This is a genomic window from uncultured Desulfovibrio sp. (assembly GCF_944324935.1).
Taxonomy (GTDB): domain Bacteria; phylum Desulfobacterota; class Desulfovibrionia; order Desulfovibrionales; family Desulfovibrionaceae; genus Desulfovibrio.
Genome location: NZ_CALUYG010000001.1, coordinates 94,259 through 111,002 on the forward strand (window position 1 = coordinate 94,259; position 16,744 = coordinate 111,002).

Annotated in this window: 13 protein-coding genes; 1 reads left to right on the plus strand and 12 read right to left on the minus strand. The window is 66.8% G+C overall.

What is annotated here, in order from left to right; genetic code table 11:
• Window positions 1–4: 4 nt before the first annotated feature.
• The 4 genes from Q0J54_RS00435 to Q0J54_RS00450 form a co-directional block, all read right to left on the minus strand.
• Window positions 5–547 (minus strand): methylated-DNA--[protein]-cysteine S-methyltransferase, encoded by a 543-nt coding sequence (locus Q0J54_RS00435; RefSeq protein WP_296303304.1) that lies wholly within the window; start codon window positions 545–547, stop codon window positions 5–7.
• On the minus strand, window positions 544–1,722 hold the full coding sequence (locus tag Q0J54_RS00440) for an MFS transporter (protein ID WP_296303305.1): 1,179 nt from the start codon (window positions 1,720–1,722) through the stop codon (window positions 544–546). Before Q0J54_RS00440 ends, Q0J54_RS00435 begins: the two co-directional genes overlap by 4 nt.
• 288 nt (window positions 1,723–2,010) lie before the next feature.
• Window positions 2,011–2,211, minus strand: a complete 201-nt coding sequence (locus Q0J54_RS00445) for a hypothetical protein (protein ID WP_296303306.1) — start codon at window positions 2,209–2,211, stop codon at window positions 2,011–2,013.
• A 141-nt stretch (window positions 2,212–2,352) separates the two neighbouring features.
• Window positions 2,353–3,867, minus strand: a complete 1,515-nt coding sequence (locus Q0J54_RS00450; protein ID WP_296303307.1) for a hypothetical protein — start codon at window positions 3,865–3,867, stop codon at window positions 2,353–2,355.
• A gap of 254 nt (window positions 3,868–4,121) precedes the next feature.
• Here Q0J54_RS00450 and Q0J54_RS00455 point away from each other — a divergent pair, with 254 nt between their 5' ends.
• Entirely contained in the window at window positions 4,122–5,180 is a 1,059-nt protein-coding gene (locus Q0J54_RS00455) for an HD domain-containing phosphohydrolase (protein ID WP_296303308.1), read from the plus strand.
• A gap of 140 nt (window positions 5,181–5,320) precedes the next feature.
• Here the strand turns inward: Q0J54_RS00455 and Q0J54_RS00460 are convergent, their stop codons facing one another.
• From Q0J54_RS00460 to argJ, 8 genes are all read right to left on the minus strand, one after another.
• Window positions 5,321–6,685 carry an NAD(P)/FAD-dependent oxidoreductase gene (locus Q0J54_RS00460; protein ID WP_296303309.1) on the minus strand — a complete coding sequence of 455 codons (1,365 nt, stop codon included), beginning with the start codon at window positions 6,683–6,685 and terminating at the stop codon, window positions 5,321–5,323.
• A 113-nt stretch (window positions 6,686–6,798) separates the two neighbouring features.
• Window positions 6,799–7,254: an AsnC family transcriptional regulator gene (locus tag Q0J54_RS00465; RefSeq protein ID WP_296303364.1), complete on the minus strand. Its 456-nt coding sequence runs from the start codon at window positions 7,252–7,254 to the stop codon at window positions 6,799–6,801.
• A 208-nt stretch (window positions 7,255–7,462) separates the two neighbouring features.
• Entirely contained in the window at window positions 7,463–8,542 is a 1,080-nt protein-coding gene (gene ahbD, locus Q0J54_RS00470) for a heme b synthase (protein WP_296303365.1), read from the minus strand.
• A 119-nt stretch (window positions 8,543–8,661) separates the two neighbouring features.
• Window positions 8,662–9,654, minus strand: a complete 993-nt coding sequence (gene hemB, locus Q0J54_RS00475) for a porphobilinogen synthase (RefSeq protein ID WP_296303310.1) — start codon at window positions 9,652–9,654, stop codon at window positions 8,662–8,664.
• Window positions 9,655–10,207: 553 nt separating this feature from the next.
• Complete coding sequence (gene ahbC, locus Q0J54_RS00480) at window positions 10,208–11,389, minus strand: 12,18-didecarboxysiroheme deacetylase (RefSeq protein ID WP_296303311.1); 1,182 nt, start codon at window positions 11,387–11,389, stop codon at window positions 10,208–10,210.
• Window positions 11,390–11,398: 9 nt separating this feature from the next.
• Window positions 11,399–14,071 (minus strand): alanine--tRNA ligase, encoded by a 2,673-nt coding sequence (gene alaS, locus Q0J54_RS00485; RefSeq protein WP_296303312.1) that lies wholly within the window; start codon window positions 14,069–14,071, stop codon window positions 11,399–11,401.
• Window positions 14,072–14,167: 96 nt separating this feature from the next.
• A complete protein-coding gene (gene recA / locus Q0J54_RS00490) occupies window positions 14,168–15,256 on the minus strand; it encodes a recombinase RecA (RefSeq protein ID WP_296303313.1) in 1,089 nt (362 codons plus the stop codon).
• 256 nt (window positions 15,257–15,512) lie between these two features.
• A complete protein-coding gene (argJ, locus tag Q0J54_RS00495; protein WP_296303314.1) occupies window positions 15,513–16,700 on the minus strand; it encodes a bifunctional glutamate N-acetyltransferase/amino-acid acetyltransferase ArgJ in 1,188 nt (395 codons plus the stop codon).
• Window positions 16,701–16,744: the final 44 nt, after the last annotated feature.

The window sequence follows — 16,744 nt, forward strand, 5'->3', positions numbered from 1 at the left end:
TCCGTCATGCCCCCGTAAGGGGGCTTTTTTTATGGTGTCGGCCTTCCAGCGCGAGCAGGAAGCGCTTGATGTCCTGTCCTGCGGAATAGCCTCCCGGATCGCCGCCAGTGCGGATGACCCTGTGGCAGGGAATGATGACGGGAAGGGGGTTCCTGCCATTGGCATTGCCCACGGCCCGGCAGGCATGCGGCTGTCCGATGCTGGCGGCCAGCATGGCGTAACTCCAGGTCATGCCGTAGGGGATGGCGCGCAGGGCCTGCCAGACGCGTTGCTGGAAGGGCGTGCCCCGCACATCCAGCGGCAGCGTGAAGGCGTGCAGGCTGCCGGCAAAATAGGCGTCCAGCTCTTCCCGGGCCTGCGCGAGATGTCGCCGTATGGCCGCATCCGCCGGTACGGCCGCGACAGGCGGGCGCTCCGCCTGTCGTGCGGCGTCATGATCGCAAAAGCGCAATGCCGCAAGCCCGCGCGGCGAAGCAAGGAGCAGCAGCTCGCCCAGGGGGGAGGGGATACGCTGCGCGCCCAGACTGCCATCGGCAAAAGGCGTCATGCCGCGTCACCCTGCGGGCCCGGGTCGTCCGCCGGCGCGGGATCGCGCAGGAAGCAGGCGGCCAGCCCGCCCACCACCGCCACGGGCGCAAGGCAGAGCATGGCCGTGGGCAGGCCCCCGTACTGATCGGCCACGCGGCCCAGCAGCGGGGTGACCATGCCGCCCACGCTGAGAGCGAGCCCCAGCGTCACGCCGGAGGCCAGACCCACGTTGCGGGCAAGGTACTTCTGCCCCAGCACCACCATGGCGCTGAACGGCGAAAACAGGCCCACGGCCAGCGGGGCGAGCAGCAGGGCCGCCAGCCAGGGGGTGTCCGTACGGGGGAAGAGCAGCAGGGCCGGCAGGCAGACGAGGTAGGCCAGCCGGATGACGCGGCTGTATCCTATCCTGTCCGCCAGCATGCCGCCCAGCACATTGCTGGTGACGCCCACGCCGCAGAAAAAGGTCAGCACCAGCCCGGCATCGGTCGTGCCGGCCCGGAAGACGTCCGTCCAGTAAAGGGGGATGTAGCTGTTGAGGCCAAGGAACAGAATGGAGCGGGACATGATGACCAGCGTCAGCGTGCCGAAGGCCCGCCAGTCGTTGCGGCCCCCGGGAGATGCCTTTGCCGCCTGCCGGGGCGCATCCGGCAGGGGAGCGCAGAGCAGCAGGCGAAACAACAGGGCGGCCATGACCAGCGAGAGCAGGGCGAAAACCAGCGTGCCCCGCAGGCCGAACAGGTGCGTGGCCGCCGTGACCAGCAGCGGCCCCAGCACAAGGCCGCTGTTGCCGCCCACGGAAAAGATGCTGAGCCCCGTGCCCTGCCGGCGGTCGGAAACGCGGTTGGCGTAGCGCGCGCCTTCGGGATGGAACAGCGCCCCGCCGATGCCGCTCAGCACAAGGGCGGCGAAAATGGCCGCGTAGCTGTCCAGCAGGCCGCACAGGCCGATGCCCAGTCCGGCAAGCAGGACCCCCAGCGGCACAAAGACGGGGCTGTGTACCCTGTCCGACAGCAGGCCGAACGCGGGTTGCACGATGGACGAGGCCACGGAATAGGCGAACATGAGGCCGCCGGCCGTCTGGTAGTCGAAATGATGCACGGCCGCCAGATAGGGCAGCAGGGTGGGCAGTGCGCCGCCGTTGACGTCGCAGGAGAGGTGTCCCAGAGAGATGGTGAGGATCTTTCGGATATCCATGCGCGCTTCGCTCCGCATCAGGCAATGGCGCGAGCTTACGCTTTCCGGCCTTGCAAGTAAAGCCGGGGAACGGAATGACGCCAGCGGCACGAACCCGCAGCCGACCGTTTATGGGTGCTGCGCGCGGCGGGTCCATGCGTCACTGAGGGCTGTCGCCGGGCTGGCGTCGTGAAGGGAAAGAGATGGACGGGGCGATGGCAGGCGGTACATGTCCCGTGGCGGAGATGGCGGCAATGGCTCGCGCATCCTCCCGGCGATCGGGAACAGGGCTGGCCCGCGCAGGAACGTTCAACAGAGTTTGAGGATGTCCCGGTACACCTGATACACGTCAAGGACGGCATCACGCGGGGAAAGGTTGCGGTCCCCGGACATGAGGAGGCAGGCTGACCGCGCCATATGCAGCCGCACTCCCTTGTTGAGATTGTCTATGTCGGCAATGGTGAGCGTGGGCTGGCTTTGCGCTTCCTGTTCCTGGTCCTGGTCTGCCATACGCGATTCCTCCTTGGGTAAACATTTATTAAAAAATACATATTCACTATGCTTTTGACAAGAGGGAGGCATGCGCGGAAAAAATAATACTTGTTTACTATGTTTAGGCGTGCGCGGCGAAAGACGACACATACGGCGGCACTAAGCCGGATCCAGGCCCGTGGAGGGGCCGTACACGGCCAGGATAAGCCCGGCAAAGGCCTGGCGGAACAGCGGCAGGCTCCTGTCCGGGAGCAGGATGGCGCAGTCCTCGGTCGGGGCGGCAAGGCATCGTGCCCCATGCGCCTGGATATGCATGAGGCCGGGAGGCCCGTAGTCGCGCAACGGTCCCCAGCAAAGGAAGGGGCGGTCCAGATCCGCGTCCCGGCAGATGCTCAGTTTCTGGCCGCCCGGCCGCTGCGTCAGGCGGACAAGGCAGGGGAGCTGTTTTTCGGCGCGGCGTCGCAGGGTGCGGTAGAAGGCTTCCAGACTGTTATAGAGGGGATAGCCGCGAAAGAGGTTGTAGGATCGCTCCACCGTACCGGCCTGAAGACGGCGGAGCAGGAGCTCCAGCTCCTCCGCGCGGCTGGCGGGGCGGCAGTCGCCGATATAGTCGCAGGCGACGGCGACCGCCCGCGCCGGGACGCCTCCCTCAAGTATGTTCGCCAGATATTCCCAGAAGAGGCGGCGCGCCTCGCCGGGCCGGTAAAGGATCGTCTCCCGCAGGCGGCGCAGTTCCGGGAGCTCGCCCCGCTCGCGCTGGGCAAGACAGGCCGCCACGGCGGCGGAGACCTCCTCCGGCGTGGAGGCGACGAGGGGGTGCAGGGCGCGGTCCTGTGCCGTCATGCCCTGCGAGGGAATGCAGACGGCGGGCTGTCCGGTGGCCGCGAGAAAGATACGTCCGGCCGTGGTGTGGGCGTCATACAGCAGGGCGGCCGCGTGCGGCAGACAGCGCAGGGTGCTGCCGCCCGTGTCGAGCCGGAAGCGCTTTTCGTGGCGCAGGGCCGCCGCCAGCGGGGCATAGGCCACCGCCGCTCCGGGAAAGGGGCGCACCACCACGTCATAGCGGGGGAAGTCCGCAAGGCAGCGGCGCACGATGGCCAGCTTTTCGGGCAGGGAACAGCCGTGCGCGGTGGTGCCGCAGCAATACATGATGCTGTCCTTGCGGGGTTCGGCCAGCCAGCGCTCACGCAGCAGATCGAGCTTGAGGCTGCCGAAGGGCAGCAGCCGCACCGCGTCCCGCCGTCGCAGGGAGGCGACAGGCATGCCCGCCCCGGACACAGGGAGGTCCTGGGTCAGGTAATAATCCGCATTGCCCAGATAGGCCGCCCAATCCCCCAGCAGCTTCTCGGTCTGGGGCGTCTGCCAGAAGGCATGCGGCAGGGCGATAAGCGGCACGTTTGGCGGGACGATGTCGGGCGGGGCGGAGTTGTCCGTGGTGAAGGCCGCCCGGACGGCATATCGCGTGAAGGCATCCGGCGGCAGGGTCCGCAGGTTCCAGGCGTCGGGCGTGGCGGGGGGCTCGCCGTCGGCCTGGAGGCGCAGGATGCGCCCGCCCCGCGCCTCCAGCAGGGGGCGCAGGCTTTCGTCCAGACGGTGCATGCGCAGCTTCTCCGCCACAAAGAGATAGTTGCCGGAAAAGTCGAACGCATCAGGGGGACAGGGGGCAGAGGGCACGGCAGGCTCCGGCGGATGGGGGACAGGGAGGCGTCGCCGTACGGGAAAGGGACGGTGGGCCACGACGGCCGCCCGCCGGTACTCCCTGATCGTCACTTGGACGGCTGCTGGAAAACGTAGACAGAGCTCGGGGTTTCGTCAAGCGTGAAGCGGAGTCGGCATCTCCGTCCGCACGCCGCGAGAGCAGAAAATGCTTGTCGCTGTACAGAAAAAGGAGTAAAATGTCGGCCTTAAATCCACCATGAGGACAGTGTATGGCCATTCCCCCCAGACATATCGCCATCATCGACGACAACCGCATGAAACGGCAGTTCCTTGCCGATCTGCTCAAGGACGCCTTCAGCGTCCACACCTACGGCAGCGGCGAAGAGGCCCTGCGGGAGATCCCGCATCTGGACCTCCAGTGCATTCTGCTGGATATCGACATGCCCGGTGAGGACGGGTTCCAGGTCATCCGGCGCATCAAGGACATGCCGGTCATTGCGGATGTGCCCGTCATCTTCGTCACTTCGCTTTCGGACCAGAACATCGAGCGGCGCGGACTGGAAAGCGGCGCCGTGGATTTCGTGGGCAACCAGTTCGCCCCGGAGATCATCCGTGCCCGCGTCCTGCACCATGTGGATCTCTACGGCTACCGCTGCCGTCTTGAAGAGCGCGTGCGTGAGAACACCAAGACCATCTTTGAACTACAGGACGCCATCATGGTGGCGCTGTCCGATCTGGTGGAATGCCGGGACGAGAACACGGCCGGCCATGCCCAGCGCACGCGCGCCTATGTGGAGCGTCTCATCCGGCAGCTGCTGGAGGACGGCAGCTTTTCCGACGAACTGACGGACAGTTTCGTCCGAGACGTCATCCGGGCCTCGCCGCTGCATGACATCGGCAAGATCGGCGTCCGGGACGCCATCCTCAACAAGCCGGGCCGCCTGAGCAAGGAAGAATTCGAGGAGATCAAGCGGCACACCATTTTTGGCGCGTCGGCCATCAGCCGGGCCATGCAGACCGTGCATGACGGCTCCTTCCTGCAGGTGCTGCGCGACATGACGTTCAGTCATCACGAGCGCTGGGACGGCACGGGCTATCCGCTGGGGCTTGACGGTGAGCGTATCCCGCTGGCGGGCCGCATCATGGCCATCGCCGATGTCTACGATGCCCTTATCAGCCGCCGTCCCTACAAGGACCCCATGTCGCACGAGCAGGCGGTGGACATCATCCGCGACGGCATAGGCAGCCATTTCGATCCCGTGATGGGCGCGGCCTTTCTGGCCTGCGAGGCGGATTTCCACCATATCGCCCAGATGCACCGGGCCTAGGCCCGGCGAGTCCGATGCCCCTTTCCCGCCGTTCGTGCGGCAGGGCTGACGGAACGGGCCGGAGCGGCATGCCGCCCCGGCCCGTTGCTTTTTGCTGTCCTTTCACTGTGATGCGGCTGTCAGGGCCGGTCCGTCGGCCGTCAGGCGGAAAGCTCCTTCTGTGGCGCGTCGAGAGCTGCGGCAAGGCTTTCGTCAAGACTGGGATGGGCGAACATGAAGGCCAGCGGATGGCCGCTGTCCACACGATGCAGGACGAGCTGTTGAGCGGCGGTGACCAGATGCGAGACGCCATGCCCCACGGCGGCCATGCCGACCAGACGGCCGTTGCAGCGCACCGCCTTCACGAAACCGGTGATGTCGCCGTGGGCCTGCGCGATGGGGTTGGCGCTCAGCGGCGCCACGCCCACCGTCACCTTGCCTTCGAGGGCCGCATCGCGGGCCGTCTGCCCCACCCGCATGACCTCCGTGCTGCCGTAGACGCAGGCCGGCACCGGCCCGCTGACGTAGGGACCGCTGACCTGTCCCAGGATGTGTCGGACCACATAGAGCGCCTGATGTTCGGCGGCATGGGCCAGCTGGACCCGGCCGTTGACGTCGCCGATGGCATAGACGTGGGAAGCGGCCTCCAGGAATTCGTTGGTTTCGATGGCGCCGCGGCCGTCCAGACGGCAGCCCAGCGTCTCGCAGCCCAGCCCCTGCGTATGGGGACGCCGTCCCACGGCCAGCAGGGCCCTGGCGGCCGTGCGTTCCTGGCCGTCGGCAAGGCGCAGCACGGCCTGACCGTCCCGGACCGTCAGGCCCTGGGTCATGCAGCCGGCAAGCACGGTGATGCCGCGTTTTTTGAGCGATTTCGCCATGTCGGCGGCGATGTCGTCGTCCTCGCCGGGCAGGATGTGCGGCGCGGCTTCCACCACCGTCACCGCGCAGCCTAGCGCGGCATAGAGGTCGGCCATCTCAAGCCCGATGACGCCGCCCCCCACGATGAGCAGGCTTTCGGGGACGTCCGCCGAGGCCAGCAGGTCCGTGCTGTCCAGGATGATGCTGTGGTCGGGCTGCATGCTGGGGAAGGTCGCGGGCTGCGAGCCCGTGGCGATGATGATGCGGTCCGCCTCGATGTCCCGCGTGCCCTGGCCGGTCTTGAGCTTCACATGGCCCGGGCCGTCAAGGACGGCATGGCCGCAGGCCGTCTCCACGCCTTCGGCCGCCAGCTGTTTGCCCAGCGCCTGCCGGGTCCCGTTGACGAAGCGCTGCATGCGGGCATGCATGGCCGGGAAATCGAGCCTCACCTCGCCGGAGAGCACGCGTTGCCGTTCCAGCGCCTGGATGCCCGCCCTGGCGGTGACGGCGCCCAGCAGCATCTTGGTGGGGATGCAGCCGCGGTTGAGGCAGGTCCCGCCCACTTCCGCGCCTTCCACAAGCAGGGTCTTCTTTCCGGCCGCGGCCAGCAGGCGCGCGGCGCGGACGCCGGCGGGCCCGCCGCCGAGGATACAAACGTCATGGATCATGGTCGTTCTCCTGGATCAGGTTGAGAGCAAGTTGGCAATGGCGATCGTTCGCTCCGCCGCTGGGAAGGGATTCGGCACGGCATATCCCCGGACATTCCCGGAGGCGGGCGCGTCTATTCGTCGTCGCTCATGCGGAAGTCCACCCGGATTTTGAACATCTTGGTGGCGGGCAGGTTGAGGATGGCGACGCCGGTCCGGGCCGAGATGTCGTCCAGCGTGGCCTGCACATCCTCCCGCGAGGGGCCGATGCAGGTGAACCAGATATTGTACGCGTGTTCGCGCAAATAATTGTGCGTGACGCCCGGGCAGGCATTGACGGCGGCCACGAAGGCCTCCATGCGCTCCTCGGGAACCTTGGCCGCGCAGAGCGTGGAGACGAAGCCCAGCCTGGCGGACTGGAAGTTCGCCCCGAGCCGGCGGATGACCTTGCGCTGCCGCAGGCTGCGGACACGCTGGAAGGCTTCCTCCTCGCTGATGTCCAGCAGACGGCCCAGATCGGCATAGGGGCGCGGCGTCAGCGGGAAGGCCGTCTGGATGATGTCCAGCAGGCGTTTGTCCAGCGCGTCCAGCGCTATCGGATCGGGGGAGACGGCGGCGCCGTCGGCCACGGGGGACGGCGCGGAAGCGACGGGGGTTGGGGCCATGCTATCCTCCTCTGGATCCGCCGCGCTCCAGGAAACGTCGGGCGGCGGGGCTGCCGTTTTGCCGCATCCCGCCAGGCGCGGAGACGCGGGGAAGGCCGGAGCGCCCGCACTGGCGCTCCGGCACGGGTGGGCCTCAGCGGCCCTGGCGTTTGGGTTCGTAGGTGCACAGGGGCTCGGGCCCCATGTGATCGCCGTTCATGCTCCAGGCGCGGGCGCGGCAGCCGCCGCAGACCTTGTGGAACTCGCAGACGCCGCACTTGCCCTCATAACAGGACTGGGTGCGGAACTGCTTGAAATAGGCGCTGTTGCGCCAGATCTCCGGGAAGGGGGTCTCGCGCACATTGCCGCAGTCCAGCTCCAGATAGCCGCAGGGCTGCACCTGCCCGGTATGGCTGATGAAGCAGAAGCCCGTACCGCCGAGGCAGCCGCGGGTCATGGCGTCCATGCCGAAGGTCTCCGGCGTGACGGCAAGGCCTTCCTCATGGGCGCGCTGCCGCATGATGCGGTAGTAGTGCGGAGCGCAGGTGGCCTTGAGGTGCATGTTCGTGGTCTTGCGGAAGTCATAGAACCAGTGCAACACATCCTCGTATTCCTGCGCCGTGATGACCTGATCCGCCAGGCCGGCGGCCCGCCCCATGGGCACGAGGAGGAAGATATGCCAGGCGGCCGCGCCGAGCCGCTCGCACAGCTGGAAGATCTCCTTGAAGCTGTGCAGGTTGTTACGCGTCACCGTGGTATTGATCTGGAAGGGGACCCCGGCCTGCTTGAGGAAGCCGATCCCGCGCAAAGAGGCCTCGAACGCGCCCGGCACGCCGCGAAAGGCGTCATGGCTGGCGGCATCGGCCCCGTCAAGGGAGATGGACACCCGGTCCACCCCGGCATCGCGGATCTTTTCGGCCAGCTCGGCGGTGATGAGCGTGCCGTTGGGCGAAAAGGCGCAGGGCAGGCCCTTGGCATGGGCATAGGCCACCAGTTCATAGACGTCCGGCCGCATCATGGGATCGCCGCCGGTGAAGATGATGATGGGCTTGCCCACCTCGGGGAAGGTGTCGATGAGCGCCTTGGCCTCCGCCGTATCCAGCTCGCCGGGATAGGGTTCGGGATGGGCTTCGGCCCGGCAGTGCTTGCACGCCAGATTGCAGGAGCGCGTCACTTCCCAGGCGATGAGCTTGCAGGCGGGACTTCCGTCGGGCAGGACGCGGGGCGCGCCCATGCCGCCGGGATGCCCCGACCGGCCGGGCTGGCCCGGATGGCCGGCCTGTCCCGAATGGCCCGGATGGCCGGCAAGGCCGCCCTGCTGCCCGTGCTGCGGGCTGTACGGATGGGCCGTCATCAGCGCACCAGCCTCTTTTCCAGCAGGGTCTCGCTGAAATAGGTGATGAGCATGCGGGCCCCGGCGCGCTTCATGGCCACGAGGTTTTCCAGCATGACGGCTTCTTCATTGATCCAGCCGTTGAGACCGGCCGCGCGGATCATGCTGTATTCGCCGCTGACCTGATAGGCGCACAGCGGCAGCTCCACCGCGTCGCGCACCTCCCGCAGGATGTCCAGATACGGCCCGGCGGGTTTGACGATGAGGGCGTCCGCCCCTTCCGCCACGTCCGCCAGCGCCTCGATGAGCGCCTCGCGCCTGTTGCCGGGGTCCATCTGGTAGGATTTGCGGTCGCCGCAGGACGGCGCGGACTCCGCCGCCTCGCGGAAAGGCCCGTAAAAGGCGGAGGCGTACTTGACGGCATAGGACATGATGGGCGTCATCACGAGGCCCGCCTCGTCCAGCGCCGCCCGGATGGCCGACACGCGACCGTCCATCATGTCCGAGGGGGCCACCATGTCCGCTCCGGCCGCCGCATGGCTGACGGCCGTTTTGGCCAGCAGGGGAAGGGTGGGATCGTTGAGCACCGTGCCGGCGGGCGTCAGGATGCCGCAATGGCCGTGGCTCATGTATTCGCACAGGCAGACGTCGGTGATGACGTAGAGCTCGGGCCAGCGGTGCTTGAGGCGGCGTACGGCTTCCTGGATGATGCCGTCCTCGGCATAGGCCCCGGAGGCCTTTTCGTCCTTCTGCGCGGGGATGCCGAAGAGGATGACGGACTTGAGGCCGTTGTCCACGGCCTTTTCCACCTGTTTTTCCAGTTCGCCGAGGGAGAGCTGATACTGGCCGGGCATGGCCGAGATCTCCTTGCGGAAGGACTGGTCGTCCGTTTCCACCACAAAATAGGGCATGATGAGATCTTCGATCAGCAGGGGGGCGGTGTCGCGCACCATGTCGCGGATCTGCGCGCTGCTGCGCAGGCGGCGGCCACGATGGAAGAGCGGATGGGACATACGAGATACCTCGATGCGGGGAGCTCCCGCGGTTGATGTCGGAACGGCGGGCCTCAGGCCCGGAGGCAGCATAGCGCAAAACGCCGTCCGCGCAAAGGGCATCCCGAGGGGCCGGCCCGATCTTCGGCCCGGAGGCGTTGTGCGCCCGAAGGCGGGATGGACGACGGGACGGCGGCGAGCCAAGGGCGGACGGGGCGTGGAATACGGGAAAGGACGGAGAGCGTAGACTATCCCAGACCGAAGTGAGCGGAAAAGGCTGCGCTTTGCGCGTATGGCGTTTCGCGGGAAAAAAGCGGTTTTCCCGCTCACGTTGGGCCGGACGATGCTGTGCGGCCGCCTCGCATGTTGCCTTTGAAAAAGGCAACATGCTCTCAAAGCGCGCTGGGGAAGGGATGGGGCTGGGGGGGAAGGGGAACCCCCTCCAGCGCCGGCGGCGACCGAAAGGCGGCCCGAAGGGCCGTGCCCGTCAGGCGGCGCGGGAGCCTTACGGGCATCGACAGCAGAGCGAGGGGTTCCCCTTCCCCCAAACAAGCAGCAGTCGTGTTACAAGGCCCTACAGGCCGATCTCCTCGTCGGTGAGGTAGCAGGCCGGGTCTTGCGCCCATTCGTCGCCGTAGTAGGCTTCGGCGCGGGCGCGGAAGTTGCCGCCGCAGATATTGAGAAAACGGCACTGGGCGCAGCGGCCCTTGACGTACTGTTTCTTGTCCTTGAGCTTGTGGAGCAGTTCGATGGAGGAATCGTCCCAGATGGCGGAGAAGGGGCGCTCCAGCACATTGCCGAAGGTGTGGTTGCGCCAGAACTGGTCGGCATGGACCTGCCCGTCCCAGGAGATGCAGCCGATGCCGCGCCCGGAGTTGTTGCCCTCGTTGTACTGGAGCAGCTCGAACACTTCCTCGGCCCGCTTGGGATCCTCCCGCTTCAGGCGCATCCAGACGTAAGGGCCGTCGGCGTGGTTGTCCACGGTGAGGATCTCCTTGGGCTTGCCCTTGTCGAAGAGCGCGCGCGTCTCGTCCATGATGAGGTCGAGCACCTGCCGGGTCTCGGCATGGTCGAGGTCCTCCTTGATGAGCTCGGAGCCGCGCCCGGAATAGACCAGATGATAGAAGCAGGCGCGCGGCACTTCCAGATCTTCCAGCAGGCGGAAGATGCCGGGGATCTCGGCCACGTTGCGCTTGTTGATGGTGAAGCGCAGGCCCACCTTGAGGCCTTCGGCCTGACAGTTGGCGATGCCTTCCAGCGCTTTTTTGAAGGAGCCGGGCACGCCGCGGAAGTGATCGTGCACCGCTTCCAGCCCGTCCAGCGAGATGCCCACATAGGAGAGGCCGACGCTCTTGAGTTCGCGGGCCTTTTCCTTGCTGATGAGCGTGCCGTTGGTGGAGATGACCGCCCGCATGCCCTTGGAGGTGGCATGGCTGGCCAGTTCCACGAGATCCTTGCGCACCAGCGGTTCGCCGCCGGAAAAGAGCATGACCGGCGCGCCGTAGGCCGCGAGGTCGTCGATCATTTCCCTGGCTTTTTCGGTGGAGATGGCGTCCGCGCCGTCCACATCCACGGCCTGGGCATAGCAATGCACGCATTTGAGGTTGCAGCGCCGGGTCATGTTCCAGACGACCACGGGTTTCTTGTCCTTGGAGAATTGCAGCAGATGGGAGGGGAGCTGCCCGGAGTGCCGGCCGTAGCGCAGCGCGTCCGAGGGCTCCACCTGCCCGCAATAGAGCTTGGAGATGCCGATCATACTGTATCCTTACTGGGCGTCCGAGCCGCCGATTTCCTGTTTCAGGGCCGCGAAGGCGGCCTCGATGCCGTCCACATTGCTGCCGCCCGCCTGTGCGAGGTCAGGCCGGCCGCCGCCGGAGCCGCCGCAGGGGGCGGCCACGATCTTGATGAGCGCGGGCGCGGTGAAGCGGCCGTGCAGGTCCTTGGAGACGTAGAGCAAAAGGCCCACCTTGTCTCCTTCCACCGTGGCCAGGCAGGCCACGCCCGAAGGCAGGCGGGAGCGCACCCCGTCCATGAGGTCGCGCAATGCCTTGACGGGCACGTTCTCCAGTCGGGCGGCGAGCACCTTGATGCCGCCGATCTCCTCCACGCCCTGCATGATGTCGCCGGAGGCGGGCGCCGCCGCCTTTTCCACGGCCTTACGCAATTTTTTCAGCTCGTCCTGGAGCGCCTGCACCCGCTCGCCCAGCTGATCCGGGCGGGTCTTGAGCCGGGCCGCCAGGGTATGCAGGTTCTCGCGCTGTTCGTGCAGCAGCTCCAGCGCGCCCCAGCCGGTGACGGCTTCGATGCGCCGGGTCCCGGCGGCCACGCCGCTTTCCGACAGCACGGCAAAGGGCCCGATGCGGCCCGTGCGTTCCACATGGCTGCCGCCGCAGAGCTCCAGCGAGTAGAGTTCCTCGCCGTCGCCCATGTTCACCACGCGCACCGTGTCGCCGTATTTCTCGCCGAAGAGCGCCATAGCTCCGGCATGCTCGGCCTCTTCCCGCGACATCTCGCGGGCATGGACCGGCAGGTCGGCCATGACGGCGGCATTGACCTCATGCTCCACGGCCGCCAGTTCCTCGGTCGTGAGGGCGGCCAGATGGGAGAAGTCGAAGCGCAGGCGCTGCGGCGTGACCAGCGAACCGGCCTGCTTGACGTGCGTGCCAAGCACCTTGCGCAAGGCGGCGTGCAGCAGATGGGTGGCGCTGTGGTTGCGGGTCACGGCCAGTCGCCGGTCGGCGTCCACGCTCAGGCAGATCTCGGCGTCCACGGCCAGACTGCCGGAGAACACTTCCACCAGATGCACGGGCAGACCGTTGCATTTGAGGGTATCCAGCACGCGGGCCTGAGCGCCGTCGGCGGCGCTGATGAGGCCGGTATCCCCGCACTGGCCGCCGGATTCGGCATAAAAGGGCGTCTGCGTGCAGACGAGGTAGCCCCTGCCGCCTTCCGGCAGCCGGGACACGCTTTCGCCCTGTCCATCGATCAGCGCCAGGACGTGGCCCTGCGCCGTCAGCATGGCGTCGCCCACATAGATGCTGTTCCACTGGCCCCGCGTCAGCGCGGCGGGCAGTTCGCCGCCGCCCTGCGCGCCCAGCAGGCCGGCCTTTTTCTGATTGTCGCGGGCCCGCCGGCGCTGCTCGGCCATGCAGGCCTCGAAACCGTCCGCATCCACCCGGAAGCCGCGCTTCTCGGAAACGTCGGTCACGATGTCCAGCGGGAAGCCGTAGGTGTCCGACAGCTTGAAGCAGAACTCGCCGGGGATGCGTGTCTCCCCGCGGGCGGCCAGTTCGGCCAGTTCGGCTTCCAGCAGTTCGAGGCCCTTGCCCAGCGTCTGCGAGAAGCGCTGCTCCTCCTCGCGCACCGCGCGGGCGATGAAGTCGGCCTGTTCGGTCAGTTCGGGATAGTCGTCGCCCATGAGGTCGGTCACCTTGCGGCAGACCTGATGGAGGAAGGGCTCATGCACGCCCATGAGGGTGGCGAAGCGCAGGGCCCGGCGCACCAGCCGGCGCAGCACATAGCCCCGGCCCTCATTGGAGGGCAGCACGCCCGCGGCGATGAGGAAGCAGGCGGAACGGGCATGGTCGGCGATGACGCGCAGGGCCGTGTCCACGTCGTTGGTGTCCGGCGCGCTGAAGCTGTAGCGCACATGGGCGAGCTCTGCCGCGTAACCGATGATGTCCTGAAAGAGGTCACAGTCGAAGTTGGAGCGTTTGCCCTGACAGACGGCGGCGATGCGTTCGAGGCCCATGCCGGTATCGATGTTGGGCCGGGCCAGCGGCAGGCGGCTGCCATCGGGCTGCTGATCGAACTGGGTGAAGACGAGGTTCCAGATCTCGAGGAAGCGGTCGCAGTCGCAGCGGCCCACGCCGCAGTCCGGGCCGCAGGCCATGTCCTCGCCCTGATCGTAGTGGATCTCCGAGCAGGGGCCGCAGGGGCCGGTATCGCCCATGGTCCAGAAGTTGTCCTTTTCGCCCAGGCGGATGATGCGCCCGGCCGGTACGCCGATCTCCTCGCGCCAGATGGTCTCGGCTTCGTCGTCATCCCGGTAGAGGGTGATCCAGAGGCGATCCTGGGGCAGGCCCAGTTCCACGGTGACGAATTCCCAGGCCATGCGGATGGCTTCGCGCTTGAAGTAGTCGCCAAAGGAGAAGTTGCCCAGCATCTCGAAGAAGGTGTGATGCCGCGCCGTGCGGCCCACGTTTTCAAGGTCGTTGTGCTTGCCGGAGACGCGCAGGCACTTCTGGGCCGAGGTCAGGCGGGGACAGGGCGGCGTCTCCTCGCCGGTGAAATATTTTTTGAAGGGCACCATGCCCGCATTGGTGAAGAGCAGGGTGGGGTCGTTGTCGGGGATGATGGGCCCGGACGGCATGATGCGGTGGCCGTGGCGAGCAAAGAAGGCAAGATATTTTCGGCGTATTTCCTTGGCGGTGAGCATGGGGGTTCCTCTTGTCGGGTGCGCGGGGACTGGGGGGAGGCTCCGCCGTGGCGGCGGCCGGGGCATCCCGGCCGTGCGGCATGGCGGCGGGCCGGCTTAGGCGTCTTCCGGCGGCAGATCCTCGGCGCCCTCTTCGGCGAGGTCGTCATTGGACGGCGTGAACTCCTGCGGATGCATGCCCAGGAATTCGATGACCTGCGCTTCGATGCGTCCGCGCAGTTCGGCGTCCTCTTCCAGCAGGGCCCGGACCTTCTCGCGTCCCTGGCCCAGTTTCTCGGAACCGAAGGCGAACCAGGAGCCGCTCTGTTCGATGATCTTGGCGTCGAGGCCGAGGTCGAGCAGCTCGCCGGCGCGGGAGATGCCCTGCCCGTAGAGGATGTCGAAAACCGCGCTGCGGAAGGGCGGGGCCACCTTGTTCTTGACCACCTTGACGCGGGTCCGCGAGCCGAAGGACTCTTCCTTGTCCTTGAGGGTCTGGATGCGGCGGATGTCCATACGCACGGAGGAGTAGAACTTGAGCGCGTTGCCGCCGGTGGTGGTCTCCGGGCTGCCGTAGCCCTGCGCGCCGATCTTCATGCGGATCTGGTTGATGAAGATGACCGAGGTGCGGGACTTGTGGATGGTGCCGGTGAGGCGGCGCATGGCGTGGGACATGAGCCGCGCGTGCCCGCCAACCTGGGATTCGCCCATGTCGCCTTCCAGCTCGGCCTGGGGGATGAGCGCGGCCACGGAGTCCACCACCACCAGGTCCACCGCGCCGGAACGCACCAGCATATCGGCGATGTCCAGCGCCTGTTCGCCGTAGTCCGGCTGGGAGATCAGCAGTTCATCCGTGTTGACGCCCAGCCGCCGTGCATAGCTGACGTCCAGGGCGTGTTCGGCGTCCACGAAGGCGCAGGTCCCGCCCATTTTCTGGCATTCGGCGATGATGTGCAGGGTCAGCGTGGTTTTGCCCGAGGATTCCGGGCCGAAAATTTCCGTGATGCGGCCGCGCGGGATGCCGCCCACGCCCAGCGCCAGATCCAGACCAATGGACCCGGTGGGGATGACGGCGATCTGGACATGGGCGTCATCGGACAGTTTCATGACGGCGCCCTTGCCGTACTTGCGCTCGATGGTGGAAAGCGCGGTGCCGAGGGCTTCCGCACGGGCTTCTTCGGGGGTGAGAGCCGGTTTCTTGGCCATGTGGCTGCTCCAGAAAAAGAGAGATGATTGGCTGTACAGTCTAGCAGAGGCGGGGCGGCAAGGCAACTTGTTCCACGCGCGGGGTCGCGCCCCCGCCAGGCGGCGAGAGGGCCGCATCCGTGGGGATACGACCCTCTCGCGACAGCGCAATAGAGCGTTTCAAACTGAAATCGTTCTAGAACCAGGACGCCTCGCCGCAAACAAACAGCAATAGTGTTGACAGGCCCTGAGCCGCGACAGTGGGAACAAGCGCCGGTCAGGAACGGTAATCGGCGTTCAGGCTGACATAGTCATGGCTCAGGTCGGAGGCGTGCACGGCGGCCACGCCCGGCCCGTCGCCCAGCTCAATGCCGACCTCGATGTCCTTGCCCCTGAGCAGCTCGGCAAGCTGTTCTTCCAGATGATCGTTGACGGGCTGACCGTCGCGGAAGCGCTCCACGCCGCAGAGGGTGAGGCGCACGGCATCCGGGTCGATGACCACGCCGCTGCGGCCCACGGCCGCCACGATGCGGCCCCAGTTGGCGTCCTGCCCGTAGATGGCGGTCTTGACGAGCTGGGAATGGGCCACGGTGCGCGCCACCTGTTCGGCATCGGCATCGCTGGCCGCGCCGCAGACGCTGATGTGCATGACCTTGGTCGCGCCTTCGCCGTCCTTGACGAGCATCTGGGCCAGACGCCCCAGCACGTCGGTGAGGGCGTCCTCCAGTCGTTCGGCGTCCTGCGCGGCGGCGGCCGAAATGCCGGAAGCCCCGTTGGCCAGGCCGAGCACGGTATCGTTGGTGGAGGTATCGCCGTCAACGGTGACGCGGTTGAAGGTCTTGGCCACGGCGTGGGCGAACATGTCCTGCCAGGCCTCGCGTTCCACGGCGGCGTCGGTGAGCACCACCGACAGCATGGTGGCCATGTTGGGGCAGATCATGCCCGCGCCCTTGGCCATGCCCGCAAGCCGCACCTCGCCGCCGGAAAGGCGCACCGTGCGGGTGACGAACTTGGGGAAAGCGTCGGTGGTCATAAAGGCGCGGGTGAAGCCTTCGGCATCCTGCGTGCCCAGGCTTTCGGCCAGCGCCGGCACGGCGGCGCGCCACAGATCCATCTTGAGCTGTGCGCCGATGACGCCGGTGGAGAGCGGCACGATCTCGTGCGGCGCAAGGCCCACGGCCTCCGCCACAAGGCGTTGCGTCTCGCGGCAGTTGTCGAGGCCTTCCCGGCCGGTGCAGGCATTGGCCTGCCCGGAGTTGGCCAGCACGGCGCGGGCCGTGCCGTAGCGGGCAAGGATCTCCTGCCCGACCAGGACAGGAGCGGCCTTGAAGGCATTGGTGGTGAAGAGGGCGGCCATGACCGCCGGCCGGTCGGAGACGATAAGGCCGATGTCGTTGCGGCCGGGTTTCTTGAAGCCCGCGGCGGCAACGCCGATGCGGAAGCCCTGAGGCAGATCGTTTTTCATCCTTGACCCCGTGTAAGGCTGATACATGGAACAAAGGCGGGAAT